At 57.2% G+C, this 26,122-nt stretch carries 22 protein-coding genes; 13 read left to right on the forward strand and 9 right to left on the reverse strand.

All coding sequences use genetic code 11. The annotated features are described in order from the left end of the window. Positions 1–80 precede the first annotated feature (80 nt). Positions 81–674 carry a hypothetical protein gene (locus ACTG2G_RS20300; RefSeq protein ID WP_323894470.1) on the forward strand — a complete coding sequence of 198 codons (594 nt, stop codon included), beginning with the start codon at positions 81–83 and terminating at the stop codon, positions 672–674. A gap of 41 nt (positions 675–715) precedes the next feature. Here ACTG2G_RS20300 and ACTG2G_RS20305 read toward each other — a convergent pair whose 3' ends face one another. Then, a complete protein-coding gene (locus tag ACTG2G_RS20305) occupies positions 716–1,720 on the reverse strand; it encodes a Wadjet anti-phage system protein JetD domain-containing protein (protein ID WP_421386376.1) in 1,005 nt (334 codons plus the stop codon). A 211-nt stretch (positions 1,721–1,931) separates the two neighbouring features. Between ACTG2G_RS20305 and ACTG2G_RS20310 the strand changes: the two genes are divergently transcribed. The 3 genes from ACTG2G_RS20310 (at position 1,932) to ACTG2G_RS20320 (ending at position 4,781) form a co-directional block, all read left to right on the forward strand. Further along, on the forward strand, positions 1,932–3,173 hold the full coding sequence (locus tag ACTG2G_RS20310; RefSeq protein ID WP_429205475.1) for an esterase/lipase family protein: 1,242 nt from the start codon (positions 1,932–1,934) through the stop codon (positions 3,171–3,173). Positions 3,174–3,652: 479 nt separating this feature from the next. Beyond that, entirely contained in the window at positions 3,653–3,856 is a 204-nt protein-coding gene (locus ACTG2G_RS20315) for a hypothetical protein (protein WP_429205477.1), read from the forward strand. 298 nt (positions 3,857–4,154) lie between these two features. After that, positions 4,155–4,781 carry a heme-binding beta-barrel domain-containing protein gene (locus tag ACTG2G_RS20320; protein WP_429205479.1) on the forward strand — a complete coding sequence of 209 codons (627 nt, stop codon included), beginning with the start codon at positions 4,155–4,157 and terminating at the stop codon, positions 4,779–4,781. A gap of 36 nt (positions 4,782–4,817) precedes the next feature. Here ACTG2G_RS20320 and ACTG2G_RS20325 read toward each other — a convergent pair whose 3' ends face one another. The 6 genes from ACTG2G_RS20325 to cmoM form a co-directional block, all read right to left on the reverse strand. Continuing rightward, a complete protein-coding gene (locus ACTG2G_RS20325) occupies positions 4,818–5,345 on the reverse strand; it encodes a DUF6979 family protein (RefSeq protein ID WP_439985793.1) in 528 nt (175 codons plus the stop codon). Between the two features lie 158 nt (positions 5,346–5,503). Continuing rightward, a complete protein-coding gene (locus ACTG2G_RS20330) occupies positions 5,504–5,890 on the reverse strand; it encodes a septal ring lytic transglycosylase RlpA family protein (RefSeq protein ID WP_429205481.1) in 387 nt (128 codons plus the stop codon). Between the two features lie 258 nt (positions 5,891–6,148). Then, complete coding sequence (mukB, locus tag ACTG2G_RS20335; protein ID WP_439985794.1) at positions 6,149–10,576, reverse strand: chromosome partition protein MukB; 4,428 nt, start codon at positions 10,574–10,576, stop codon at positions 6,149–6,151. Positions 10,577–10,579: 3 nt separating this feature from the next. Next, complete coding sequence (gene mukE / locus ACTG2G_RS20340) at positions 10,580–11,299, reverse strand: chromosome partition protein MukE (protein WP_005336835.1); 720 nt, start codon at positions 11,297–11,299, stop codon at positions 10,580–10,582. Beyond that, positions 11,280–12,599: a chromosome partition protein MukF gene (gene mukF / locus ACTG2G_RS20345; RefSeq protein WP_041207658.1), complete on the reverse strand. Its 1,320-nt coding sequence runs from the start codon at positions 12,597–12,599 to the stop codon at positions 11,280–11,282. The genes mukE and mukF overlap by 20 nt, the downstream gene beginning before the upstream one ends. A 100-nt stretch (positions 12,600–12,699) precedes the next feature. Beyond that, on the reverse strand, positions 12,700–13,476 hold the full coding sequence (gene cmoM / locus ACTG2G_RS20350) for a tRNA uridine 5-oxyacetic acid(34) methyltransferase CmoM (protein ID WP_033113262.1): 777 nt from the start codon (positions 13,474–13,476) through the stop codon (positions 12,700–12,702). A 101-nt stretch (positions 13,477–13,577) separates the two neighbouring features. Between cmoM and elyC the strand changes: the two genes are divergently transcribed. From elyC to pfkA, 3 genes are all read left to right on the forward strand, one after another. After that, positions 13,578–14,348, forward strand: a complete 771-nt coding sequence (gene elyC, locus ACTG2G_RS20355; RefSeq protein WP_439985795.1) for an envelope biogenesis factor ElyC — start codon at positions 13,578–13,580, stop codon at positions 14,346–14,348. Positions 14,349–14,483: 135 nt separating this feature from the next. Further along, the gene (tpiA, locus tag ACTG2G_RS20360; RefSeq protein ID WP_429205485.1) at positions 14,484–15,239 is read left to right on the forward strand and encodes a triose-phosphate isomerase; all 756 of its coding nucleotides are present in this window, start codon (positions 14,484–14,486) and stop codon (positions 15,237–15,239) included. Between the two features lie 148 nt (positions 15,240–15,387). Continuing rightward, positions 15,388–16,359: a 6-phosphofructokinase gene (gene pfkA, locus ACTG2G_RS20365; RefSeq protein ID WP_005336840.1), complete on the forward strand. Its 972-nt coding sequence runs from the start codon at positions 15,388–15,390 to the stop codon at positions 16,357–16,359. A gap of 1,612 nt (positions 16,360–17,971) precedes the next feature. Here the strand turns inward: pfkA and ACTG2G_RS20370 are convergent. Further along, positions 17,972–19,213, reverse strand: coding sequence for a dicarboxylate/amino acid:cation symporter (locus ACTG2G_RS20370; protein ID WP_005352303.1), 1,242 nt, complete (start codon positions 19,211–19,213; stop codon positions 17,972–17,974). Positions 19,214–19,483: 270 nt separating this feature from the next. Between ACTG2G_RS20370 and ACTG2G_RS20375 the strand changes: the two genes are divergently transcribed. From ACTG2G_RS20375 to ACTG2G_RS20385, 3 genes are all read left to right on the forward strand, one after another. After that, entirely contained in the window at positions 19,484–19,768 is a 285-nt protein-coding gene (locus ACTG2G_RS20375; RefSeq protein WP_005336842.1) for a pyrimidine/purine nucleoside phosphorylase, read from the forward strand. A 152-nt stretch (positions 19,769–19,920) separates the two neighbouring features. After that, positions 19,921–21,306 (forward strand): L-serine ammonia-lyase, encoded by a 1,386-nt coding sequence (locus ACTG2G_RS20380; protein WP_421386365.1) that lies wholly within the window; start codon positions 19,921–19,923, stop codon positions 21,304–21,306. 275 nt (positions 21,307–21,581) lie between these two features. Then, positions 21,582–22,952, forward strand: coding sequence for an L-serine ammonia-lyase (locus ACTG2G_RS20385; RefSeq protein WP_005336844.1), 1,371 nt, complete (start codon positions 21,582–21,584; stop codon positions 22,950–22,952). A gap of 859 nt (positions 22,953–23,811) precedes the next feature. On the opposite strand, the gene ACTG2G_RS20390 is transcribed toward ACTG2G_RS20385, so the two are convergent. Further along, the gene (locus ACTG2G_RS20390) at positions 23,812–24,090 is read right to left on the reverse strand and encodes a YcgL domain-containing protein (protein ID WP_005360946.1); all 279 of its coding nucleotides are present in this window, start codon (positions 24,088–24,090) and stop codon (positions 23,812–23,814) included. A gap of 107 nt (positions 24,091–24,197) precedes the next feature. Between ACTG2G_RS20390 and minC the strand changes: the two genes are divergently transcribed. Genes minC through minE form a run of 3 tightly spaced genes read left to right on the forward strand, consistent with a single transcriptional unit; the run spans position 24,198 to position 26,020 of the window. Continuing rightward, complete coding sequence (minC, locus tag ACTG2G_RS20395) at positions 24,198–24,917, forward strand: septum site-determining protein MinC (RefSeq protein WP_013723728.1); 720 nt, start codon at positions 24,198–24,200, stop codon at positions 24,915–24,917. A gap of 18 nt (positions 24,918–24,935) precedes the next feature. Beyond that, entirely contained in the window at positions 24,936–25,748 is an 813-nt protein-coding gene (gene minD / locus ACTG2G_RS20400; RefSeq protein ID WP_005336847.1) for a septum site-determining protein MinD, read from the forward strand. A 2-nt stretch (positions 25,749–25,750) separates the two neighbouring features. Beyond that, the gene (gene minE, locus ACTG2G_RS20405) at positions 25,751–26,020 is read left to right on the forward strand and encodes a cell division topological specificity factor MinE (RefSeq protein ID WP_005345779.1); all 270 of its coding nucleotides are present in this window, start codon (positions 25,751–25,753) and stop codon (positions 26,018–26,020) included. Positions 26,021–26,122: the final 102 nt, after the last annotated feature.

A 26,122-nucleotide genomic window follows, 5' to 3' on the forward strand; every position in this document is an offset into this window, starting at 1 on the left:
GGATGCTCAGGAGAGGCCGACGTTCACTGCCGCAACTGCGCGAATGAACCTGCATGACTTACATCTTTGAAGGATTATCTATGTCCAGGAATGCTGCTCTGCTTATCACCCTGACCCTGCTCGGGATCGCCCCTGCCCACGCCATCAGCGCCAAATATGCCGAGCAACTGGAGCGATCCGGCTGCACCCAGGTTACCGAGGCGCAGGGCTGTGACATTCACAAAACCAAAGCGGAAAATGCCAAGGCGGGATTTGGCACGGCCGCCCCAGCCGCGGAGGGCGGTCTGAATCTGAGCTATGAGCAGAAGCTGGAGCGCTCGGGCTGCACTCAGGTGAGCGAGCTCAATGGCTGCGATATCAACAAAACCAAGGCTGAGAACGCAGCTGCCGGTGTTGGCAATGCTCCGGCCGCGGCAACCAGCAGCAGCCCCTATGCGGGCAACTGGATCGCCACCTTCCCCCAAACCGGCGCCACCGTGGCCAATATCCGCATCGATGGCAAGGATCAGGTGTGGGTCAACGACAAGAAGGTCAATGCCAAGAAATCCGATGGCGCGCTGGTGTTCAAGGATGGCATGGTCATCTACACCATTCAGGGGGATCGCCGCATCAAGGGTGAAGATGGCTGGGTCGATAATGACGCCGGCACCAAGGGGCCCATCAACGCCAAATAAGCAGCTGACCACGAAATGACGGGGAGCGCGGACTCCCCGTTTCACACCTGATTGCCCATCTCCTCCAATGACCAGCTCCGCCAGTGAGGGGCCAGAATCAATACCTCCTGCTCCAGCCAAGTCCCGTCTGTGATCAGTTTATCAAGCCAGGGAACGTCTGCCGGCGAGCCATGATCATCGACCTGATCAGCCTGCGTCGTCACACGCCAGGGTACCTTGCCACTGTCCGTTGCAAAGGTGCGTACCGGACGGGCATAGTGATCCAGATAAGGTTGCAGCTCACAGGGAAGCCAGAGCATGGCCGGTCGATTTAGCTCGCGCGCCAGCTCGATGGCAATATCGATACCCCGTTGATCGAGATCGCCAAAATGTGCCCACTGCACGCCCACAGGCAGCAGCGGGATCAGCTGTTTGGCCAAGGTGGTATTGCGACCGGGGGCAAAGAGCAGCAGTTGCCCGGGTTGCAGCGGGTAGTCGACAAAGGCCCCCTTGTTCTCCACCGTAATGACCCGCTCCCCCTGCCAGCCGATGGCCGCCAGCGTGTCCAGAGTCCGCTCCGGCAACGCCAACTCTCCCAACAACGCCATCATTGCAGTCATATCGTGCTGCTGACCCTGCAGATCGACCAGTGAGAGCGGTTCGAGGGTACGGATGCGGATCACCTCATCCTGCGTGAGCGACAATTCCGCAAGCAGTGGCGCGGCAAGGGATGCTGACCGCGGATGCTTGCTGTCCCCATGCCAGAGGGCATAAAAGCAGGCCTGATTGAGCCGTGCAGGCAAACTCACTCCCATTCGTTGCAGCTGCTCCCCCTTGTCCGGTTCGGGGGGCGCAGCCCGTGCCAGTTGTCCGGTCAGATAAGTCCGCCCCGCGTCGGTCAACGCATAATGAGCACCTCGGCCAACCGGCTTGATCCCGGCCACTGCCTGCAACAGATGCTTCAACTCGCGGCCATGCCGACTCTCAAGGGAGCAGCCCTTTCCGTTCTGGCTATCGAGCAACCGTGCACACAAATCCTGTACTCGCATCTCATCAAACAGCGACATCCTCACCTCTCCATGTAGCTTCATATGACGAAGTAGAGGTGATTTTCCCTGTCATTACCGTGACCGGCTTCGCAAGCGGTTCTTATCAGCCCCGCCATGCATGGCCCGTACTGGTAAACACGCTACAAAGGGCGCAAGCTGGTTTGATATAGAGATACGCTGCGCTCTTCGCGGCACGACAACGCGATACCCGCTTTCACAAGGGCTTGCCATGACCGACGCCACAGACCCATCGCCATCCTCTTCCTGGCATCTTTCGGATATCCGCGAGCTGGCGCACCTGCTGACTCTGACGCTGCCCGCCGCGGTAGAGATCACCGAAGCGGTACATCAGGCGGTACTGAGCGGTATGGGGCTCACGGGACGGGATGAGGGAAAAACAGGCGGGATCACCGGGCTGGTCTACAAGGGGGTACATGGCACCGCCAACACCCTAAGCAGCGGCATCAACCATCTGCTCAGCCGCCTGCCAGCCACACCGCCGCCCCACCAGATCCCCGAAACCCCGAAACGTGCGGCCCTGATCGCCACGCTCAACGGCGTGTTGGGGGACAAGCTGGTCGAACACCATAATGCTCTCGCCACCCCCATGACCTTGCGCTATCAGGGCAAGCCCCTCGATTGGCAGGCGATACCGGAGGATCTACCCCGCGAGGGACGGGTGCTGCTGATGATCCATGGCCTCTGCATGAACGATCTGCAGTGGCAGACCGAGCATCAAGGCAAGCCGGTCAATCACGGGGAGCAACTTGCCAACGCGCTTGGCTATCAGCCTCTTTACCTGCGCTACAACTCGGGCCTGCCCATCGCACAAAACGGGCAGCAACTGGCCCTGTTGCTGGAACAGTTGCGCGCCCACTGGTCGGGAGACCTCAAAGAGATAACGATAATGGGCTACAGCATGGGAGGCCTGGTTGCCCGCAGCGCCTGCCACCATGCCGGCGTGGCCGGGCTCACCTGGCCTGCGCACCTTGCCAACCTGATCTTTCTCGGCACACCACACCACGGCGCGCCGCTCGAACATGCCGGTCACTGGCTGGAGCAGTTGCTGCCCGCTACCGCCTACAGCGAGCCCTTCGTCAGGCTGGCGCGGCTGCGCAGTGCTGGCATCAAGGATCTGCGCCACGGCAAGGTGATCGATGAAGTGGCCCAACCCGACCCCGCCGTGCCCTTGCGCGACCCTCGCGTCCCACTCCCCTTGCCCGGCGGCGTCAACTGTTATGCCATCGCCGCGACCACTGTCGCCAAGCGCAGCCTGCTGGCCGACCGGCTGATTGGCGATGGACTGGTGCCGCTACGCAGCGCCCTCGGTCAGCACAACGAAGCGCGCCATCAGCTGGCTTTTCTTCCTGCCCATACCCTGATTGTCTATCGTACCAGCCATATGGCCCTGCTCGCCAACCCGCAAGTGGGCCAGCAACTGCTGCGTTGGCTTAGCCCCTTGCAGTTATAGCGAACTGGCTATTAAAGCAACAGAGTGCTGGTTCACAAAGGAGCCCTGTGGCACTCTGGGACGTCAAAGGGAAGACCCACACTGACACCTCATGTGTCCCCACTGCAAAGGAGCGCCACCGATGGCCAAAGCAAGCAAGAAAGAGATCAAGAAGAAGATCGCCGCTCGTCTTGAGAAAATTGCCAAGCATGAAGGCAAGATCAAGAAGCTGAAGAAGGCCCTGAAGTAGGGCCCATCGCATAAGAGAAACCGCCAAAAGGCGGTTTTTTCATCCCCCTTTCGCCCCTTTACCATCGTTTTGATACCAATGGCCTTGATGTAAACGCCTCAAGCGCACCTCAGCAGAACAACCCGACTGAAGCCACGCACGTTCTCACCGCTGATATTTGGTCTAACAGCGCCAATCGGGCGCCGCGCGTGCCCATGCCAGCAACTACCTTCAACGGAGTGTTTGATATGAGCCAGCAGTGGAGCGCCATATGTACTCTTACACCCTCACCTTCAAGGAAGATGTCGATCGCCTGACCGCCCCCGAGCAGGAAATCACCTTGCAGAGCCCCGCTCAGGCGGGGGATTTTATTATCCTCTCCGACTGCAGCCGCCATCAGGTGATGTTTGTCACCCACCGCGCCCACTACAGTAGCCTCTATCTCGATAAAGGGGTCAGGGTGCCGCAGAGTTAGTGGCTATCGCCTTCAATTGATGGGGCTGAGTGAAATATTCATGCTGTTGACATAATAATCATCGCATCATGTCAATGTTCCTTTCTCGCTATCACGATATATCTGAGGAAGCGCGATGAAAAAATACAACATTGTCTTATATCAAATTCAATTTATTTAGCCACGAAAAAGCAAATCATACCTCACAAAAACGAACCACCATCACTCAATATCATTGACCACATCCTTGGTCCGTTATAACAATTACTTTGCTGAACATATTTATTCGCAAGCCATTATTAGTGATGGAGTTATCACAATGAATAAAGTTATCTTACCCATAGCATTAATTACCTGTGCCACGCTCGCTCACGCAGAGTCCAGCACTATTATCAACGGTCTGGATTTTGGTCCATTAGCTCAGTTGGCTGGCACATGGAAAAGCACCGATGCTGGTGGTGTAGATGTAGCACCCGGCCAGGAGGGTAGCAAAGTTGGCAAAGGGGGGCCGGCAGTGGAACCCTTTTACGAAGTCATTACTTTTGAACCGGCTGCCGATGCTAAAAATGCCAGCGAACAATATCTGGTAGCCATGTATTACAAGCAGGAAGTATTCAGAAAAAGTGATAATGGGAAATTTCATGACCAACGCGGTTATCTGATTTATGACAAGAACAATCAGCTTGTTTACAACTCATACTGTATACCTCGTGCAGTCTGTGTGGTCACTGAAGGCAAAGCGGGTAACAAAATCGAGTTCAAGACGGGCAAGCGTGGTATTGCGGAAAGCAATTATATGACCATTAATGATTCCACCACGGATTTCTCGATGACTCTGGACTTCTCAGAGAAAGATCTCCTCAAATACAGTCAAACCACCAACCTGATGGTGTATGGCAAGCCATTCACACACTCCGATAGTGCATCCCTGACCAGAACCAATTGATGTTTCATAGCCAAGGTATTCATTACCTTGGCTTTTTTATATTCGTCGATAGTCTATCCTGATGGCATCCCTATCCCACTCGGGATTGAGCACACCGGCATACCAGAGTGTCAGAATGACATCCATCTGATTGTTATGCTTAACAACCTTGCCGCTCTTACAGGCCGAGATCACCTCCAGCCATAACTGCTCGGGATTAATCGGTTTGGTAATATCCTTGTGTGACAATAAATCAATGGCAGCCAACACATATGCTCTGGTTTTGGTCGCAGCTACATAATGAACTGGCATGATGCAACTGATACAACCAAGACTGCAAAGAGTCAAAAAAGTTACCTTTGGATTATTTTTGAATTTTCCTGTACTGATATCACAACCAAATGCTTCAGCAATAGCCATATCCCAGGCGGTGGCATGCCCATAATTATTCTGCACCATCAGATGAACAGCTCTCAGCGCTGCACCACCATATTTACCATAGATAATCATCACTAATCCCTCCGTTTGCCCCATAGTAAGGCCGAACAGGCGAGATAAGCTAAAATAAATATCAATCACGATCATCGATTTTTTCCATTGATAACAAATCCATTTTTAGCTGAATTAAATATTGATCCATGTCAATGTTATATCTTTATCTACCGAAAGGCTGACTGGTCGATGTCAGCCTTCCAATATCATTCATCAACATCCATTTTCGTGTATAAACGGGTTCACCCAGCCTAGAGCACCTCTATTTTTACTTTGATAATCCCGTCGCTAATATTGCCGATGGTGCTAAAGGCAGATTTGGAGAGATCGATAATACGCCCTTTTTTAAAGGCGCCACGGTCATTGACCTTGACCACTACGCTCTTGCCGTTGGCGAGGTTGGTGACCCGCACCATGGTGCCAAAGGGCAATTCCATATGGGCGGCGCTATTGAGGTTGTTGCGATAGAGCTCGCCGCTGGCGGTCTTTTTGCCATGATAACGGTCGGCATAATAGCTGGCGTAACCGGTTTCGCTATAGCCGCGCCAGCTGCCGCCGTGACTCTCGTCATAACGGCTGCTACAGGCCACCAACAGCAGGCAAAGAGATAACAGCAGCCCTTTCTGGATATGTTGCACCTTTCCCCTCTCCTCTCTTCTTCTTTTCGCTATGCGCAATTTTTCTTCTTCGATACGGCAGGTGACGCTGGCGACACGTTTGCAGGCGGGAGCTCTCACCTTGCCATAGCTCCAAGGCACTCACCATGTTACTCGCCTTGTTGTCAGGCAGCAGCGACCGTACCGCTACTTTGCCATATTTTTCCAATAAAAAGGGAGGCAAATGCCTCCCTTTCAACAAGTTACCGGTCATCCCGTGTCGGATGGGCCAGAGACTTCTCAGGCAATCAGCTTGTCGTCGGCAAAACCGAAGCCGCGCAGACCCACCACATGCACGTGCTCGTGCTTGCCCTGCACCTTGCGGATGAGCTTGTAGGTGGTGCCCTTTTCGGGACTGATGTTCTCGGGCGCCGCGATAAGCAGCTGCATATCCTGACGCTCGCACAGTTCGAACAGGGTGGCGATGGATTTGCCATCCAGACGGGCCGCTTCGTCGAGGAACAGCAGACGGCAGGGGGCGATATCCTTGCCGCGCAGACGGCGGGACTCCTCCTCCCAGCTGATCAGCACCATCAGCAGGATGGCCTGACCGGTACCGATCGCCTCACCGGTAGAGAGCGCACCGCTCTCGGCACGCAGCCAGCCATCGGCCCCGCGCTGCACCTCGATCTCCAGCTCCAGATAGTTGCGATAGTCGAGCAGCACGTCGCCCATCACCTGATAGCTGCGATCCCCCTGCTCGATCTGCGGGTTCAGGCGCTGGAACAGCTTGGCCATCGCCTCGGAGAAGCTGAGCTCCTTGTCGGCGAACAGATCGTTGTGCATGGCGGTTTGATCGGCCAGCGCCGTCAGCAGACGGGTGTGAGCCTCGCGGATATTGACGTTGAGGCGCACCCCGCGCACCAGACCGAAGGCGATGTTCTGCAAGCCCTGGTTGAGCACCCGGATGCGGTTCTGCTCGCGGCGGATGATGTTGGTGATCTTGGCCGCCACCTCGTGGGAGGAGAGCGACAGATGGGTTTCCCGCTGCTTGAGCTCGTCAGCCAGACGAGCCAGCTCGATCTCCATCTCCTCAATCGCTTCGACCGGATCATCGGAGCGGATGATGTCGTTGCGGATGCGATCTTTGAGGTAACGGTAGACCTGCACGTAGAAGGCGACCTTCTGCTCGGTGCTGCGGCTGCCCTCAGAGAGACGCAGCGCATCGCGCAGAGCCTCGTCATGGGCCACCGCCACCCGCAGGGCGCCGAGGGCCTTGTCCGACATGGAGCGCAGCTCGTCGCTGTCAAGGTACGCCAGCTCGCGTTTGTTGAGGCGCTTCTCGACGTCGGTCTCCCGCGCCAGTCGCACCACCCGCGACCAGCTCGCCTTGTGACCCACCAGAGATTTACGGGCGCTGTAGTAATCCTTGCCTTCCAGCTTGAGACGGCCACCGAGGGATTCGATCTCGCGCTTGGTGACCTGCAACTGGGCCTCGGCGCTGGTGCGACGGGAACGGGTGCGGATCAGCAGCTCTTCAATCTCTTTCTTGTGGGCACGCGCCTTCTCTTCCATATCGTCAGAGAGAGTCAGCCCCATGGCCGCCAGCTCCTGCTCGAACTCGGTCAGGGTCTGGCGCTTGGCCTCGACGCTGGAGTTGAGGGCGGTGCGCAGCTGCAGCGCCTCGGTGTGGCGCTGGGCAATCTGCTTGTGCTGCTCGCCAGCGGTGCGGGCCGCCAGCTCGGCCGCTTTCAGCTTCTCTTTGAGTCGCTCGCTCATCTCGGAGGCCTTGCCCAGCAGGTCTTGTGCATCCTGATAGGCAAAGTGCGGCAGACGGGCCACCAGCTGATCGAGGGCGTAGCAACGGCGCTTCTGCTCGGCCAGCAGGTCGCTCACCTCATCATAGGCAGCCTGCAGCGCGGCCAGATCCTGCGGATCCTGACGCAGCACCTGCACCATGGTTTCCAGCTTCTCGAGCGCCTTGCCGTGCTTGGCGATAAAGGCTTCGGCCTGTTTCAGGGCTTCCACGTCGGCATGAGCCGCCTCGAGGCGGGCCGCCAGATCAGTCTCGGCAAACAGGTGGGCAAAGGGCAGCATGCCCTGCACCAGCTGGATATGGCGGGTCAGCTGTGCGGCCGCAGCTTTAGCTTCAGCCAGCTGCTTGTCGCACTCACCGATGGCTCCTTGCAGCGCGCGCAGCTCGGCCTGCTTGGCCTGCACTTCGGCTTCGGGGTCGGGGCGGAAGGCGATATCCAGATGCTGGCCAATAAAGTCGCGGAAGTGACCGTAGAGACGGTGATACTTCTGCTGCTCGAAGGCGGCCTTGGCGTAACCCTCGATGAGGCCCTCACGCTCAAGGTCGAGCTGCTCGATCCGTTTTTCCCGGGCGGCGCGACCAAACAGCGGCAGCTCGGGGTAGCGGGAGAAGCGCACCTGACGCTTGCTGGTGCGCACCAGCACGGCGTCCCCCAGCTCGTCCGCTTCCACCAGATCCTCGTCAAAGGAGTCGGGGTTGCCCTGGATGAGGTAGATATCTTCCGGGCAATCTTCCAGCTTTTTCAGCCGCTCGATGGCACCCTCAAGGTCGAGCACCACCAGAGCGCTGCGAGCCGGGCCATAGAGCGCCGAGTAGTAAGGGGCATCATCGATGGAGATGTCGTCGTAGACATCGGAGAGCAGCACGCCCCCCACCTGCTCGGCAATGCGAGCCAAGCGCGGATCCGCCTCGCCTGCCCCCAGCTGCAGATTGCGAATTTGCAGCTCCAGCGCCTGTTTCTGCGCCGCGATGCGGTTGCTCTCCTGCTCGAACTCGCGTTCCTTGTCGAGCACTGTCTGCATGCCAGCCGAAAGCTCTTCAGCGGTGGCGAGCGGCAGGCCGCTCTGCTCGCGCAGCTGCTCGAGCTTCTCGAACGATTTCAGCCAGCGCGGCGCCAGCTTGGTCAGCTCCGCAATATCACGGCCCAGCTGGGTGCCCTGATGCTCGAGGCTGGCGCGGCGCTGATTCACCTCCGCCTGCTGCTCGGAGAGCTCCTCCTGACGGGTACGTTGGGCTTCGAGGAAGATCTCCAGCTCATCGCTGCTGGCAATAAGCTGGCCAGAGGCCTGCTGCAGCTCGTCACGCAACTTGAAGAGACTCTTCTGGCTTTCGCTCTCTTTCTCGAGGCGAGCCAGCGCAGCGCGCAGCCCCTGCCCCTGGGCAATGCGAGCCTTGTCTTCAATGTGACGCTTGAGCAGCGCCTGCGCGGTAGGCCAGGCGGCCTCGCGCACTGTTTCCGGAGCGATGCTCAAGAGTAGCGCCAGCGCCGCTTCGTGCTCGGCCACCGCCGCCTTGGCCAGTGCCAGCTGTTGCTCGGCCCCCAGCACCCGACTGGTGAGGCTCTGCTCGGCTGCGCGGAACTGGTGCAGGGTGTCGCTCGCCTGTTCGGCGGTCAGCCCCTGCAGCTCGCACTGCTCGCGGGCAGCATCGAGGGCCTGCACCGCCTGACGGTACTGGATGGCGCGGGTCTGCTGGATATCGAGCGCCTGCTGGTAGTCGGCCAGCTGGGTCTTGAGGCTGTCGACTTCTGCCTGCGCCAGCTCCTTGCGCTCTTCCACCTCCAGCAGCTGGCCGTGGATCTCTTCCACTACCGCCTGCTGCTGTTCGAGTTTGTCAGAGAGATCCGCCAGATCGGCGCGATACATCTCGATCTTCTTCTGCAAGCTGACAGCCGCCATCACCTTGGCCAGATGCTCGGAGGCAGACTCCAGCTCGTCGGTCAGCAGTTTCTCACGGTTGGTGAGCTGCTCCACCTCATCGGCCAGATAGATGGCGCGCTGTTTCTCTTCGGCCAGAATGCGGCGCTTGTCGGCCAGCTCCTGGCGCGCCTTGAGGGCCAGCTCGGAGAGGCGGCTCTTCTCGGCGGCATTGCGCACATAGTCGGCAGCCACATAGTGGGTGGTCTCGGTGATCAGGTTCTTGAACAGATCCCGCTGACCTTGCGTCTCCTTGATGGCCTCCAGCGTGCGGCGGTTTTCATAGATGGCCGCCTCCATGTCAGCAAACGCCTTGCGCACCCCGGAGTTCTCCGGCAGCAGGTATTCGCGCAGGGAACGGCTGATGGACGAGGAGATGCCGCCGTAGAGGGAGGCTTCGATCAGGCGATAGAACTTGCCGCGATCTTTTTGATCACGCAGCTTCTTCGGGGTGATGCCGAACTCGAACATGAAATTGTGATAGTCGGTCACCGTATTGAATTTGGCGACTTTCAGCGCCCCCAGCTCGGCGGCCGCCCCTTTCAGATCGGTAAAGGCGCGTACCCGCCCCTTGCCGCCATCGAGCTTCTCCAGTAGCAGATCGGTCGGTGCCAGATTCTCCGGCACATCCACCAGCGCAAACGGGGTGATGTTGACCTTGTTGTCACGGTTGGCCACCTGTTCGAGATGGACGCCGACCCAGATCCGCTGTTCGCGGCTGTTCATCACTTCCAGCAGGGAATAGCAGTGGCCGCGCTGCAGCTTGCCGTAAAGCCCCTTGTCACGGGAGGCGCTGCTCGATCCCGCTTCTGTGGTATTGCGGAAGTGAAGCAGTGACTGGTCGGGGATGAGCGCCGCGATAAAGGCCGCCATGGTGGTGGACTTGCCCGCGCCGTTGCCGCCGGAAAGAGTGGTGACCAGCTGGTCGAGATCGAAGGTCCGGGCAAAGAAGCCGTTCCAGTTGACCATGGTCAGGGATTTGAACTTGCCTCGCACCGGTTATACCTCCAGATCCAGTTGTTCTTCATCGAGATCCGCCTCGATGTCATCAAAGAGCGAGTCGCTGCTCGGCATTTCGTCGTCGTGGAAGATGGCTTCACCCTCCTGGATCATCCGCAGTTGAACGGCACGCGGATCTTCATCGGAGCGCACGTCGGCGGCGAAACGGAATACCGATTCGTTGACCCGGAATTTATCCCCGTTACCAAGGGCGGTGATCATGCCAAGACGGCGCAAACGGCGCATGGAGGTACGGATCTTTTCGAGCAGCTTCTTCTTGTCGAGATCGGTACCGCCGGAGCGGCTGTTGACCATCCGCAGCAGCTGCTTCTCGTCGGCGAGGCTCAGCACCTCTTCTTGCAGCTCGGCCATGGCGAATACCCCTTCCGAGGCCAGACGATCCGGGCTCAGGTAGAGGTAGCAGAGCACCTTGCCCACCAGCATATCGAGCTCGGAGAGCACAGTCGTGCCGATGTCGGAGCTCGGGCGCGGGCGCAGGTAGAAGAAGCCTTCCGGCGCCTTGATCAGCTCCACCTGATAGCGGCCGTAGAAGATCTCCAGCTCGCTGTGATATTCGACCAGCGCCGAATGCTGCTCGAACTCGTCGGCACTGATGTGACGGCCGGAGCGCAAGGCGGTGTCGATGCGCGGAAACAAGGGGTTGGCAATCGCCTCTGCAAGGCGCAGCGGCAAGGGAAACTCAGAATTGATCAATGACATAGGCCTGAACCTTGGATCCAGCTTGGTTAATGGGTTTCCATGCGGGTTGGCGATGCAGTTCGCGCTCGCCGCTGGCATGGCCCAGGCGCACGGCCTGGTCGATCAGAAGACGCGCCACATCGAAGTGGGCATGAGCCGGATAGTCCAGCAGATATTCCCGCAGCACATCTGCCAGATCCAGCTGCTGGCCCTGCTCGGGGTAGCGGGCCAGATAGCGTTCGATGCGCTCGGCCAGCTCCTGGTTGATATCCACCATCTCGACGTACTCCATCTCGAGTGGCACCTCACCGGTCACCTCCTCGTCGTGGATGGCGATGGTTTCGTCGCGCAGCTCCAGCAGACGGGGCTCTTCGGCCACCCGCAGCTGCCAGTTGTGCTGCTCGAAATTGCGGATGGACTCGCGCAGCCGCTGGCTGAAGGCACGGTTCTTGTCCATGTCGATGGCGTTGCGGATAAATTTGTGGACGTGTCTATCGTAGCGGGACCAGAGCTCGATGCACTGCTGACCCCAGCTGGTGATGACGTCAAGGCGCCCTTGCAAGGCGTGAGTCAGCTCCTCGACGTGGAACAGATCGTCGCGCCCCTGCGCTGCTTCCTGAATATTGAGCAGCCCCGCCTGCAGGCGGTGACCGGCAGCATCCAGGGTATCTTGCAGCTCGCGCAGGGTCTGGCCGGTCTCGTGCAGCAGCTTTTCGCAGCTGTGAATGGCATCGACCCAGTTCTGGGTCAGCAGGGCCGCGATTTCGCTTTTGACCTGATTCTGCTGCTCATCCATGGCGCGCTGGGTGAGATCGATGCGCCCCAGGGTCTCTTCCAGCGAGAAGGTGAGGCGCGGCAGCACCTCGGCATCCCACTGCTCGCGGGTGTTGGTCTCGAGCGCCGCCTTGCGGGCGGTGTCGAGCTCGGCAGCCAGGTGCTCGAGCAGAATGGAGAGCTTGATGGAGTCAACCTGACGCTGATCCATAAAGAAGTCGACGATGCTCACTCCCAGGCGTGACAGGCGGTAGAGGCTCTCCCCCGCCACCATGTCGGTGTTGAAACGCGACAGCAGTTGCTGGCGAATGAGATCGTTGATGGCGTTGTTGGCGCGACCGGTGAGGGTCTCGTCCATCTGGCCGAAAGCGCTGCTGACATAGCCAAAGGCATCGTGCAGCGCAGCTTCCGACAGGTCCGACTCATCTTCGGACAGGGTCTTGATTGCAATCAGAAAGGCCAGCCGGTCGGTTGGCAGGCTCAACGCCAACCCCTCCTGCCTGACCCATCCCACCATTTCGGGCAGGGTACGGGATGTACTCATCATGATGTTGTCATCTCGTTGTTGTATTGGGCGCAAAATCGTGCGCGCGGCTACATCCGGTAGCATCGAAAACATGGTCCACATCGAAGTGAACCGCGAGCAATCAGCTGGCCGGCTTCTGGGCCATCACATGGATATAGCGACCGAGGGAGACAAAAGGCTCCTGACGACAATATTGCTGCTCCATGGCCAGCAGATCGTCGAACTTCTCCACCTGATCCTGCTTGTGACGCATATAGTCGTGGATCACCCGCACCCCGGTCTTGCCGATGATGCGCAGCCCCCCGCGACCAATCCAGTCATAGACCTGCTCCGGCAGCTGGGGATTGGTGGGCGTAAGCGCAGTCTGGCGCTTCTTGCGAAGACCCAGGCGCACATAGTCAAAATTGCCCACCACCAGACTCTGGAACAACAAGCCATGACGGTTGTAGAAAAGCAGCGACAGTATGCCCCCGGCATTGACGAAAGGGAACAGACCCAGCAAGGTCTGGCGCGGCTCGGCGAGCCACTCCAGTACCGCATGGCAGAGCACCAGATCAAAGGTACCGGTCACGTGTTGCTTCAGATCCTGAATGGGGCAATGGATGAGACGAATTTTGTCTTCCAGTCCCTTCTCGGCGATCTGGCTGCGGGCCAGTTCCAGCATTTCTGCTGACAGATCGCACAGCTCCACCTGATGGCCCATGGCCGCCAGCTTCTGGGCAAAATAGCCAAAACCGCCCCCCGCATCGAGGATGCGCAGCGGTCGGTTGCCAAGGCGGGCCAGGCAGGCTTCGATGTCGCTCCAGACAATGGTGGTGCGGATGCGCCCCTTGGTGGAGTCGTAAATGTTGCGGGCGAACTTGTCGGCGCGCCCGTCAAAACTCTGATCGTGCTTCAAGGAGAAACTCAACATTAGCGCCACAGGGTTGTGGCCATCCCAAAAAAGAGAGGTATTCTGTCACATCCCGAATTTGCTGAAAACTCAAGGAAGTGTCTGTCGTGTTTGTGCTCAAAAAGTGGCTGGGTCAGCTGTTGATGCCGCTCCCCTTCTCCCTCTCCCTGCTGCTGGTCGCCCTGCTGCTGCTCTGGTTCACCCGATTTCAGAAAACCGGCAAGCTGCTGGCCACCCTCTCGCTGCTCATTGTGGCGCTGATGGGAATGCGACCGATGAGCTATGAGCTGGCTCGCGGGCTGGAGCAGACCTACCCGCCGTTCGAGGTGAGCCAGCATCCCAACATCGATGCCATCGTGGTGCTCGGCAATGGCCATATCAGCGACCCGGCGGTGCCGATGCGCAGTTGGCAGAACAATATTGCCCTAGCCCGCACTCTCGAAGGGGTTCGCCTCGCCCAGGCCTATCCCGACGCCGAGCTGGTTTTCTCCGGCTATGTGTCGGGGGATCCCCTCTCCAATGCCGAGGTCAATGCCCGGATGGCCGAGAGTCTCGGCATTCCCCGCGCGCGGATGACGTTGTTTGAAAACAACAAAGACACTCATGATGAGGCGGTCAGTATCAGCCGCCATCTGAAAGGAAAAGAGGTAGCGCTGGTCAGTTCTGCCACTCACCTGCCACGCGCCATGGCCCTCTATCAGGGTCAGGGACTCAATGCCGTGCCGGCCCCCACCGATTACACCGCCAAGCAGAGCCAGGTACCCCAGCCCCTCTACAGTTATTTACCCAAAGGGCGTTATCTGATGTATTCCGAAGCTGCCATCCACGAATGGATTGGGGTATGGTGGGCTCGCTTGCGGGGGCAGGTTAACGAATGAGCGATCAAGCGTTTCATTCCTGATTTGGATCAGGAAAGCGAAAAAAAATTACGTCATTTGCCGCCGGGTCAGCTATCTTGGGCTCGGTTCAATTCATATAATGTCGCGCAATCAAATGCCTAGGAGATATACAAGATGAGACAGCACCTGGTAATGGGTAACTGGAAACTGAACGGCACCAAAGCTTCTGTAGAAGCTCTGATCAAAGGACTGACCCCGGCTGCTGCCGCTCATCCTTCTGTGCAAGTCGCCGTCTGCCCGCCGGTTATCTTTTTGGGTCTGGTTGAGCAACTGACCGCTGGCAGCAAGATTGCCTACGGTGCCCAGAACGCTGACGTTCACGAGTCTGGTGCCTTCACCGGCGAAAACGCCCCCTCCATGCTGAAAGCCTTTGGTTGCACCTACTCTCTGGTCGGCCACAGCGAGCGTCGTACCCTGCACGCAGAGACTGACGACGTGGTTGCTGCCAAGTACGAAGCGATCCAGAAAGGCGGCCTGATCCCGGTTCTGTGCATCGGTGAAACTCTGGAGCAGTTCGAAGCCGGCGTGACCAGGAACGTGGTTGAGACCCAGCTGAAAGCCGTTATCGACCGTTGCGGCATCGCCTCCTTCAACAACGCCGTTATCGCTTACGAGCCGGTATGGGCCATCGGTACTGGCAAGACTGCCACTCCGGAGATCGCTCAGTCCGTTCACGCTCACATCCGTCAGTACCTGGCCGGTTTTGATGCCGCCGTTGCTGCCAAAGTACAGATCCTGTACGGCGGTTCCGTCACTGGCGCCACTGCAGCCGACCTGTTCGGTCAGCCGGACATCGACGGTGGCCTGGTCGGTGGTGCGTCCCTGAAAGTGGACGACTTCTCCCAGATCATCGCTGGCGCTGCCAAGTAATCGCTGATTACGGCAAAGAGAGGGGCTCGTCCCCTCTCTTGTATCGCTTTTCCTATGGTGGCCCCGCATCCCATATGAAAGCCGATATAGTAAAAGTGGCTTGTCTATTTAAACATTCGTATTTGACAACTCAGATCCAGAGGCACTCATGACCAAACAAATCAAACGTATTGGTGTTTTGACCAGTGGTGGTGACGCACCGGGTATGAACGCAGCCATTCGCGCCGTGGTTCGCGCCGGTTTGCATCATGGCCTGGAAGTTTACGGTATTTATGATGGCTACCTCGGTCTGCACCAGGATCGTATCGTCAAGCTGGAGCGTCACAGCGTCTCCGACGTGGTGAATCGTGGTGGTACTTTCCTCGGCTCCGCCCGTTTCCCTGCCTTCAAAGACCCCGCAGTGCGCGCCGAAGCGATCGAAAACCTGAAAAAGCACGGTATCGATGCGCTGGTCGTCATCGGTGGTGACGGCTCCTACATGGGTGCCAAGAAGCTGACCGAAGAGGGTTTCCCCTGCATCGGCCTGCCGGGCACCATCGACAACGATATCGCCGGTACCGACTTCACCATCGGCTTTGATACTGCCCTGAACGTGGTAGTTGACGCCATCGACCGCCTGCGCGACACCTGCAGCTCCCACCACCGTATCTCCGTGGTCGAGATCATGGGCCGCCACTGTGGCGATCTGGCCATGTCCGCCGCCGTTGCCGGTGGTGCCGAATATGTGATCGTACCGGAAGTGGCCTTCGATAAAGAGAAGCTGCTCAAGCAGATCAAGGAAGGCGAAGCCAAAGGCAAGAAGCACGCCATCATCACCATCTGCGAGCACGTTACCGACGTGAACGCACTGGCCAAGGACATCGAAGCCCTGACCGGTCGTGAAACCCGCGCCACCATCCTGGGCCACATCCAGCGTGGCGGTGCCCCGACTGCCCGTGACCGCATCATGTCCAGCCGTATGGGTGCTTACGCCGTTGAGCAGCTGCTGGCTGGTCACGGTGGTCGCTGCGTCGGTATCCAGCGCAACGAGCTGGTCCACCACGACATCATCGACTGCATCGAGAACATGAAGCGTCCGTTCGATCAGGAGCTTTACAACCTCTCCACCACCCTGTTCTAAGCCTCGCGGCTTTTTACCGGCTGTTGATGACAAAAACCCTCCATCGGAGGGTTTTTTTATATCTTGCAAAAACGGGGGCATCGGCACGCTGTGTGGCCCTCACCATACGGGTTGCCTGATTACCAACCCTTGCGCCATCTGACTGATCACCAGCCTTCCTCTCCTCACAGCAACCGGCATCAGCCTACGAACAGAGTTCCGGTATCGTCGTGGATGTTTTATCACTGCGAACCGAATTGCGTTGACCTGCGCTCTGTCGCCCCTGAAACCAACTTGTTCAGCCTCCTCGTCATACGCCGCTTTTTATATCTCAATCTTGTAGAAGGGATTCAGATATCTTACCCAACCATGCTCCGGCGCAGCTCTCGTATTGCAATCACATGACTCACGCAGGTGCATCGCCCACACAAATCGCTGCTCGCGCCCAGCCCAGCCCAGCCCAGCCCAGCCAGAGAGTATGCCTCTGCCCTATTGCGCACCTCACTCTTGCTGCGGCCATGTCTATTCCGAGGCCGACGGGAAAATTGGCGGTGATAAAACAGCCAGCTGCTACTCTGTCCCCCCCCGATGCACGGCTCTCCTCCCTATGACCCCAGTGTATTGCTGTAAAAATGCGAAGACTCCGGACTGATAAAGTGATGGTACGACAAGGGCTGGCGACCAGATTGTCTCCATAGACTTCTTTTGGATGGGCTATCTACGTCAGGAATCGTCAAAGCATGGCCTTACACACTTTTTATGGCTTCAATGACACTATCACGAGGGTGAAAACTTATAAAAAGCCACTAAGGCTCCATACAAAACCCATAATCAAGCCAACCAGCAGCTCACCAACCAATTGAATTTAAATGAAATAATCATAAAAACAGAATCTTGAATGCTAACCCCGCCAGATGAGGTGATAAAATCAGCTCAATATGACAAAAACAGCCATCTCAACCAACCAAAAACATAAAGTGGCCATTTTATCAATTTACACCTTGTTTTACCCCCTTGTTATGGTATCTTGACTACATCAACCAACAACTTAGGGAGAGAAAAATGAAAGAGTTTGTCGTTACTGCCGTTTTCACGGTGTTTTTCACCCTGGTTGCTGTCTCTCTGCCCTCACTGTCACAGTTCTGAGCCGGATAGAGAGGCATCAATCCGGACCGACCCTCTTTGCCATGTCTGTTTAATCGCCACCAACTGGCGCTTTTCAGCAATAATGCCGAGATGGTCAACATAGATATGATTTCATCACGTTGACGCTGTTTCTTTCGCCACAAGGGTGTAACCAGGATGGTTTAACCATATGGCCTGATGGAGTAGAACCAGCAGCAGATCATATCCGAGGGGAGCAAGGCTCCCCTTTTTGTTACCCGTCGTTTGACAATCCCCTACCCCGGCATCTACAACAGGCCGGTTGACGCCATAGGCACATGCCCACAACTGATGTTTTCCCCTCCTGTACTCTCCATTCAACACAGCTAAATCCGTCAGCAATCTCTTGTGCACACCTTTGCTCTGATACTTGTCCGGCAGATATAAAAAAGCCCCCGCCATCATGGCAGGGGCTCGCGTTACCCAGTGTCAGCTTAGGGCTGTTATATCTCAGTCCAGCTCAAAGCAATTATGCCTTGTTCCAGCGCTGCGGGTCATATTCCGGGCTGAAGCGATCAACAATGACAGCACAGGCCGCATCGCCGGTGATATTGAGGGAGGTGCGGATCATGTCGAACAGACGATCCAGCGCGAACAGCAGCGGCAACCCTTCAATGGGGATCCCGGCCGCCAGCAGCACGGCAACCACCAGGAAGCTTGGGCCTGGCACACCGGCCTGGCCGATCGCCCCCAGAGTGGAGGTCACAATGATGGCCGCCCAGGCACCGACGCTCAGATCTATGTTGTAAACCTGCGCGAAGAAGATAGCGACCAGACCGTAATAGATGGCGTTGCCGCTCATGTTGATGGTGGCACCCAGCGGCAACACGAAGGAAGCGGTCGCGTTGGTCACTTTCAGATCATGCTCGCAGGTCTCCATATTGACCGGCAGGGTCGCCATGGAAGAGGCGGTGGAGAAGGCAACGATCTGCGGCTTCTTCATGGCAGAGAGGTACTTCATTACCGGCGTGTTGGAGAACATCATCACCAGCAGCGGGTAGACCACAAAGCCGAAGATGAGGATGGCAGCCACATAGACCACGAACAGCTTGAGTACCAGGGTCAGCACATCGAAGCCATAGGTACCGATGGCTTCCGCCATCAGACCGAACACCCCGAGCGGCGCGATGATCATCACCTTGTTGATCATCCAGACGAAGGCATCCACCAGGGTATTGAGCCCATCGACCAGCGGCTTGGCTCGCTCGCGTGGCTGTTTGGCCAGCGCAATGCCAAGGAACATGCAGAACACCAGGATCTGCAGGATGTTCGCTTCGTTGAGGGAGTTGAAGACGTTGGTGGGGATCATGCCAAGCAGGGTGGCGACTGCATCCGGCAACGCCCCTTTATCGGCGTAGTCACCACCAAACATGGAGGCGACGGAAGCGAAATCGACCCCGACACCCGGTTTGAAGATCTGCCCCATTACCAGCGCCAGCAACACGGCCAACGCTGAGGTCACGAGGAAGAAGGCCAGCGTAGCCGCACCGATCTTGCCCGCAGCCGGGCTGGCGCCCAGATTGGCGGCGCCGGAGAGGATGGCAACCGCCACCAGCGGGATCACCAGCATCTTGATCAGCTGGATAAACAGGGTACCGAGCGGTGCAAACACGGTGGCTTGTTCACCCATGAACGCGCCGACCACTGCGCCCAGTACCATGGCGACCACAACCTGGAAGCCGATGTTTTTAATGAGTCCTTTAGTTAACACAATATGTTCCTTTATGTAGCAAAATTCACACTTTTCCCAGTGCAATTAACCAAACAGGGGAATGAGCGGCTGCCCATTCCCCTGTTTGCGCGTGTTATCTCACATTTAATTGCTGTTTTAAATCAGCAAATCATTAACCTTGGCTATTAATAAGTTTGCGAAAAAGTGAAGATTCAAAGCGGTCTCGGCGATTTTTACCTCATCCCCCATGACAACTGGCAAAAGTTTGTGCTAGTTTGGCAGCACAAACGTACACACAGGGATGTAAAGATGCTGAAAGTTAACGAGTATTTCGACGGAAATGTAAAATCCATCGGTTTCGAACAAAAAGGCGAGAAATCAACCGTCGGGGTGATGAACGCCGGTGACTACCTGTTCAACACCGCCGCCCCCGAGCGGATGACGGTGATCAAGGGCGCCCTCACCATCCAGCTGGCTGATGAAGATGAGTGGCACACCTACAGCCAGGGTGAATCCTTCCTGGTGGCCGGTCACTCCTCCTTCAAACTGGAAGTGAAAACCCCCACTGCCTACCTGTGCGAATTTCTCGACTGATCAGGCCGGTTGAAGGGGAGCAGCCCCTTCAACTTTCTTGGTCCCCCCAGCCCCATTATCTGTGTCCATGTCACAGCACCGCACATCCCCGCTTCCTATCCATGGCAAAAATCCTAGAATAAACAGACATAAACCATCACCGGATTGATGTCATGATCAGCGTGTTTGACCTGTTTTCCATCGGAATTGGCCCCTCCTCTTCCCATACCGTCGGCCCCATGCGTGCCTCCTATGCCTTCGCCCAGCAGCTCAAACTGCAAGGCCATCTGCCGCAGGTCACGCGGGTCGAAGTGGAGTGTTACGGCTCGCTGGGCCAGACCGGCAAAGGGCACGGTACCGGCAAGGCAATCATTCTGGGGTTATCGGGCTTTGAACCGGAATCGGTCGATATCGATGCGATTCCCGCCATTCTGGCTCGAGTGGAAAAGGAACAGAACCTGCCGCTGGCAGGCGAACAACCAAGCCATTTTCCCCGCACCGGTGCCATCATCTTCAACCGTCGCAAAACCCTGCCGGCCCACACCAACGGCATGACTCTGCGCGCCTTTGATAAAGAGGAAAACCTGCGCTTCAGCCAGACCTACTACTCCATCGGGGGCGGCTTCATCATTGAAGAGAGCCACTTTGCCACCGCCAAAGAAGAGGCCGCCAAGTCCGATGCCGAGCACCCAGTCCCCTACCCGTTCGACAGCGGCGCCCAACTGCTGGCCCACTGTCAGGAGAGCGGCCTCTCCATCTCGGGGCTGATCCTCGCCAATGAGCGGATATTTCGCAGCGATGAGCAGATAAAGAGCGGTCTTCGCAAAATCTGGCAGGCGATGCAGGGCTGCGTCGAGCGTGGCTGCAAAAGCGAAGGGGTGCTGCCGGGCGGCCTCAAGGTTCGGCGCCGCGCCCCGGGGCTGTTCCGCCAGCTCAGCTGCGAGACCAACTTCAACAAGGATCCGCTGATGGTGATGGAGTGGGTCGATCTCTTTGCGCTGGCGGTCAACGAGGAGAACGCCGCCGGTGGCCGGGTGGTCACCGCCCCCACCAATGGCGCTGCGGGCATCATCCCCGCCGTGCTGCACTACTACGATCGCTTCGTCCACAAGGTGGATGACGAGACGCTGATCCGCTACTTCCTCACCGCGGCTGCCATCGGCATCTTATATAAGAAGAACGCCTCCCTCTCCGGCGCCGAAGTGGGCTGTCAGGGTGAAGTTGGGGTTGCCTGCTCCATGGCGGCTGGCGCACTGACCGAACTGCTGGGGGGCAGTCCGGCCATGGTGGAGAACGCCGCCGAAATAGGCATGGAGCACAATCTCGGCCTCACCTGCGATCCCATTGGCGGGTTGGTACAGGTGCCCTGCATTGAGCGCAACGCTATGGGCGCAGTGAAAGCGATCAATGCCGCCCGCCTCGCCCTGCGCGGCACCGGCGAGCACAAGGTGTCGCTCGACAAGGTGATCAAGACCATGTGGGAGACCGGCAACGACATGAAGACCAAATACAAGGAGACGGCCCGTGGTGGCCTCGCCGTTAACATTACCGAATGTTAAAAAACGGCAAATGACTCCATTTGGTTCCGAAATGCCCGGCATCGCCGGGTATTTTTATGGGCAAACGCTTAACAAAATGGATAAGCACAAAAATAAATTTTATACTCGCGCCTCAGATTCAACAAAAATAGATCTATTTCAACTTTTTTTAGGCCTGGAGCCGTTACACTACGGTTATCTGGTTCTGTGACCTGCGCTGACAAGCGCGTTCCATGGATCTCCCAAATTTCTGTGAGTGGGCATGCCGCCCCCTTCTACCCTGAGGTAATAGTGACATGATCAGCGTTTTTGATATCTTCAAAATCGGTGTAGGCCCCTCTTCTTCCCACACTGTTGGCCCGATGAAAGCGGCCAAACAGTTTGTTGACGAGCTGCGCGCGGGCGGCAAGATCCGCGATGTAACCCGGATCAATGTCGACGTCTACGGCTCCCTCTCCTGGACTGGCAAAGGCCACCATACCGACACTGCCATCATCATGGGCCTGGCTGGCAACCTGCCGGAAAATGTCGATATCGATGCCATCCCCGAGTTTATCTCCCGTGTTGAACAGACCGAGCGCCTGCCGATCGGCCTGCACTGCCACACCGTCAGCTTCCCGCGCGACGCCATGGTATTCCACGACGAAGCCCTGCCGCTGCACGAAAACGGCATGAAGCTGACTGCCCTGATCGAAGATGAAGTGGTTTACAGCAAGACCTACTACTCCATCGGTGGTGGTTTCATCGTTGACGAAGAGAACTTCGGCAAGGCTGACAGCGGCGACATGTCCGTACGCTATCCGTTCAAGAGCGCCGCCGAGCTGGTTGCCCACTGCAGCCAGACCGGTCTCTCCATCTCTGCCCTGATGATGGAAAACGAGAAGTGCTTCAACACTCCGGAAGAGATCTACAAGAAGTTCGGCAAGATCTGGAACACCATGCGCGAAGGTATCGAGCGCGGCTGCCGTACCGAAGGCGTTCTCTCCGGCCCGCTGCGCGTACCCCGTCGTGCCGCGCCGCTCTACCGTCAGCTCAACACCAACGAGAACCTTTCGAGCGATCCGATGAACATCGTTGACTGGGTCAACATGTTCGCTCTGGCCGTGAGTGAAGAGAACGCTGCCGGTGGCCGCGTGGTCACTGCCCCGACCAACGGCGCAGCCGGTATCATCCCGGCCGTACTGGCCTACTACGACAAGTTCATCCAGCCGGTTGGCCGCGACGAATACACCCGCTTCTATCTGGCTGCCGGTGCCGTCGGCATCCTCTATAAGATGAACGCCTCCATCTCCGGCGCCGAAGTAGGCTGTCAGGGTGAAGTGGGAGTCTCCTGCTCCATGGCCGCTGCCGGTCTGACCGAGCTGATGGGCGGTAGCCCGGAGCACGTCTGCGAAGCTGCCGAGATCGGCATGGAACACAACCTGGGTCTGACCTGTGATCCGGTTGCCGGTCAGGTACAGGTGCCTTGCATCGAGCGTAACGCCATCGCAGCCATGAAAGCGGTCAACGCCTCCCGTATGGCCCTGCGTCGTACCTCCAAGCCGCGCGTCTCCCTGGACAAGGTGATCGAGACCATGTACATCACCGGCAAGGACATGGACTCCAAGTACCGTGAAACCTCCCGTGGCGGTCTGGCCATCAAGGTGATGCAGGTTGCCTGCGAATAAATAGGGGTTGCGACCCTCATCTGAACAAAGGCGGGATATCCCGCCTTTTTTATTGCCCGAATGGGATGCCGGGCACTTATACCGGCATACCGACCATTTCACTGTAGGGCGTCGCTGATATACCCCTGCTACGCCATCGCAATGCGGATTGCCTTGTCTAAATGCCTCTCTAATTACATACCTTGATTAACTATTCTCAATGCATTGAAAGAAAGGGACATTACGCACCGACATGAAACCTGTACCTGCTATCTTGCCCCGGTCACGATTCCACAACTAATCGATATCGAGATGCCCCCTCAGCTCAATATCCCCCCTTTGGTCATACCCTTGTTTGGCAAGACGCGGTTACCGCTCACCCTGCGGATTATCACGCCGCCACATTGATTGCCGCCTATGTGGTACTTTCGTGATCAGGGCAAACAATCAAGCACACAAACAGGGGGTTAGCTCATCATTTTGGCCACAGCGCATCGCGCAAACTGGTTTTAGCACCGTTATCACCGCCCTCTTTACGCGCCCTTTGATGGACAACTCATCACGCAGTGGAGGCCAAAAAAGCGCCCAAGGAAGGGGCTGAAAATAATCGATGAATGAGCCAATAGCCGTTGAAATGGAGGATATGAGTGCGCGCTACTCGCTATTTTTGTGAGCGCCAGCAAAGGTTGAGGATATGGTGTTGGGAGCAGATTGACTTTCTATTTAAACAGCGAAAAGTGAATATCACCAAAGGGAGGGTTTAATTTGGCCAGATCCTGTCACGGGATTATCGCAAGCTACCTCTCCGGAGCCGGAATGCGTCATGCAGAGTCACAAAGAATTAGCCCCGCTGGGCAGAACACACAACGGGGCTGGATATTCAGGATGGTTTTTTAAGGCTGGCCTTATGCTGCTCCAGCAGGTTTTCGGGAGGCGGCGGCACCTGCAGGTAGAACCCCTGGTTGGTCAGCGCGGCCATCACCTTGCCGACATCAGCCAGACCCAAGGGCTTGGCCGGATCCAGCTTGGTCATCAGCACCAGCTCGGGACGCCCGAATGCGCTCAGCAATGGCTCGGGAACGCGGGAGAAATCCTCTCTTTTTTCAACAAAAAGGTAGGTCTCGGCTTTTTTGCGACTTTTATAGACTGCACACAACATGGAAATTGATATAATCCGACGAGTTTATTGCCTCTGATGGGGGCAAACTATAACATCAGGAATTGAATAACAATAACGGATTAGCATCTCTGCCTCGGGGAAGATTCATGGTTGAGCGCGATAACGAATTGAAAGGGACCACCTTCACTATTTCTGTGTTGCATATCAGCGATGGCGAGCCTGAGCGGATACGTCAGTTGTTGGCCGAAAAAGTGGCCCAGGCACCCTACTTTTTTAATTGTGCGCCGCTGGTGATCAATGTTTCCCGACTGGAACATATTCCCGATTTCGAACAGCTCAAGGAGCTGGTGGAGTCCGAAGAGTTTGTGCTGGTTGGCATCACGGGGGCGCGCAGTGAAGAGATGAAGACGGCCGCCAAGGCGGTGGGACTGGCAGTGATGGCCTCGGGCAAGAGTCGCAAGAGCGAACCGGAACCCGAGCCTGCCCCCGCGCCAGCCGCCCCTGAGGTGGTTCCCGAGCCCGAACCCGCCCCCTTGATCCCGAGCAAGGTACATGTGGGACCGGTTCGTTCCGGCCAGCAGATTTATGCCGCCGGTACCTCGTTGGTGGTGCTGGGGTCCGTCAGTCCAGGAGCCGAAGTGCTCGCCGACGACAGCATTCATATTTATGGCACCCTGCGTGGCAGAGCCATTGCCGGTGCCCGGGGAAACACCCAGGCCCGGATCTATTGCCAGCAATTACAGGCCGAGCTGCTCTCCATCGCGGGCACATTCCAGCTGAGCGATGCATTGCCGGCAGGCCTGATCCAGCAACCGGTACACGTCCGGCTGGACAATGAACAACTCCGAATAGACCGTATCAAATAGAGTTACAAGGAAGCGAGAATGGCGCGAATCATAGTCGTTACATCGGGTAAAGGTGGCGTTGGCAAGACCACAACCAGTGCGGCCCTGAGCACCGGCTTAGCCCAGCGTGGTCACAAGACAGTGGTCATTGACTTTGACATCGGTCTGAGAAACCTGGATCTCATCATGGGCTGCGAGCGGCGCGTGGTGTATGACTTCGTCAACGTCATCAATGGGGAAGCAAACCTCAATCAGGCGCTGATCAAGGACAAACGCTCGGAAAATCTGTTTATCCTGCCCGCCTCCCAGACCCGGGACAAAGATGCCCTCACCCGTGAGGGGGTCGAGAAGATCCTGGATCAACTGGCGGAGATGAAGTTCGATTACATCGTCTGCGACTCCCCGGCGGGGATCGAGGCGGGCGCACTGATGGCGCTCTATTTTGCCGATGAAGCGATCGTCACCACCAACCCGGAAGTCTCTTCCGTGCGTGACTCCGACCGCATCCTTGGCATCCTAGCCTCCAAGTCTCGCCGCGCCGAGCGTGGCGAAGACCCCATCAAGGAGCACCTGCTGCTGACCCGCTACTGCCCGACCCGCGTCAACCGCGGCGACATGCTGAGCGTGCAGGATGTGCAGGAGATCCTGGCCATCCCGCTGCTCGGGGTGATCCCGGAGTCCCAGGCGGTGCTGCGCGCCTCCAACTCCGGCGAGCCGGTCATCCTGGACAAGGAGTCCGATGCCGGTCAGGCCTACGAAGATGCGGTGTCCCGCCTGCTGGGCGATGCCAAGGAATTTCGTTTTCTGGAAGAAGAGAAGAAGGGCTTCTTTAGCCGACTGTTCGGGAGTTAAACATGTCATTATTGGATTATTTTCGTTCCAACAAGAAACAGAACACCGCACAACTGGCCAAAGAGCGGTTGCAGATCATCGTTGCTCACGAGCGTTCATCCAGAGGGGGGCCGGATTACCTGCCCCAGCTCAAGCAGGATATCCTCGATGTGATCCGTAAATACGTCAACATTGATCCGGAGAAGATAACCGTTCAACTGGATCAGAAGAGTGATGAGCTGTCAGTGCTGGAGCTCAACATCACCTTCGCCGATGACAACAAGAAGGGATGAGCTGACGCCCTATGCGTGACCCCTTCCCCCAATGAAACCGGATCCCCTGGCAGGATCCGGTTTTTTATTGGCACAAAAACAGGTCACAGCGGCTCGCCTCAT

The organism is Aeromonas sp. 55A, assembly GCF_051919665.1.
Lineage (GTDB): Bacteria > Pseudomonadota > Gammaproteobacteria > Enterobacterales > Aeromonadaceae > Aeromonas > Aeromonas veronii.

What these genes read in the sequence shown, in the direction of transcription:
- mukF (WP_041207658.1), bottom strand. Translation starts at nt 12,599, where the DNA reads ATGATGAGTACATCCCGTACCCTGCCCGAAATGGTGGGATGGGTCAGG.
- ACTG2G_RS20325 (WP_439985793.1), bottom strand. Translation starts at nt 5,345, where the DNA reads ATGATCGTGATTGATATTTATTTTAGCTTATCTCGCCTGTTCGGCCTT.
- ACTG2G_RS20375 (WP_005336842.1), top strand. Translation starts at nt 19,484, where the DNA reads ATGCTGAAAGTTAACGAGTATTTCGACGGAAATGTAAAATCCATCGGT.
- minD (WP_005336847.1), top strand. Translation starts at nt 24,936, where the DNA reads ATGGCGCGAATCATAGTCGTTACATCGGGTAAAGGTGGCGTTGGCAAG.
- ACTG2G_RS20315 (WP_429205477.1), top strand. Translation starts at nt 3,653, where the DNA reads ATGTACTCTTACACCCTCACCTTCAAGGAAGATGTCGATCGCCTGACC.
- ACTG2G_RS20305 (WP_421386376.1), bottom strand. Translation starts at nt 1,720, where the DNA reads ATGTCGCTGTTTGATGAGATGCGAGTACAGGATTTGTGTGCACGGTTG.
- minE (WP_005345779.1), top strand. Translation starts at nt 25,751, where the DNA reads ATGTCATTATTGGATTATTTTCGTTCCAACAAGAAACAGAACACCGCA.
- ACTG2G_RS20380 (WP_421386365.1), top strand. Translation starts at nt 19,921, where the DNA reads ATGATCAGCGTGTTTGACCTGTTTTCCATCGGAATTGGCCCCTCCTCT.
- ACTG2G_RS20310 (WP_429205475.1), top strand. Translation starts at nt 1,932, where the DNA reads ATGACCGACGCCACAGACCCATCGCCATCCTCTTCCTGGCATCTTTCG.
- ACTG2G_RS20385 (WP_005336844.1), top strand. Translation starts at nt 21,582, where the DNA reads ATGATCAGCGTTTTTGATATCTTCAAAATCGGTGTAGGCCCCTCTTCT.
- minC (WP_013723728.1), top strand. Translation starts at nt 24,198, where the DNA reads ATGGTTGAGCGCGATAACGAATTGAAAGGGACCACCTTCACTATTTCT.
- mukE (WP_005336835.1), bottom strand. Translation starts at nt 11,299, where the DNA reads ATGTCATTGATCAATTCTGAGTTTCCCTTGCCGCTGCGCCTTGCAGAG.
- ACTG2G_RS20390 (WP_005360946.1), bottom strand. Translation starts at nt 24,090, where the DNA reads ATGTTGTGTGCAGTCTATAAAAGTCGCAAAAAAGCCGAGACCTACCTT.
- ACTG2G_RS20320 (WP_429205479.1), top strand. Translation starts at nt 4,155, where the DNA reads ATGAATAAAGTTATCTTACCCATAGCATTAATTACCTGTGCCACGCTC.
- tpiA (WP_429205485.1), top strand. Translation starts at nt 14,484, where the DNA reads ATGAGACAGCACCTGGTAATGGGTAACTGGAAACTGAACGGCACCAAA.
- ACTG2G_RS20300 (WP_323894470.1), top strand. Translation starts at nt 81, where the DNA reads ATGTCCAGGAATGCTGCTCTGCTTATCACCCTGACCCTGCTCGGGATC.
- pfkA (WP_005336840.1), top strand. Translation starts at nt 15,388, where the DNA reads ATGACCAAACAAATCAAACGTATTGGTGTTTTGACCAGTGGTGGTGAC.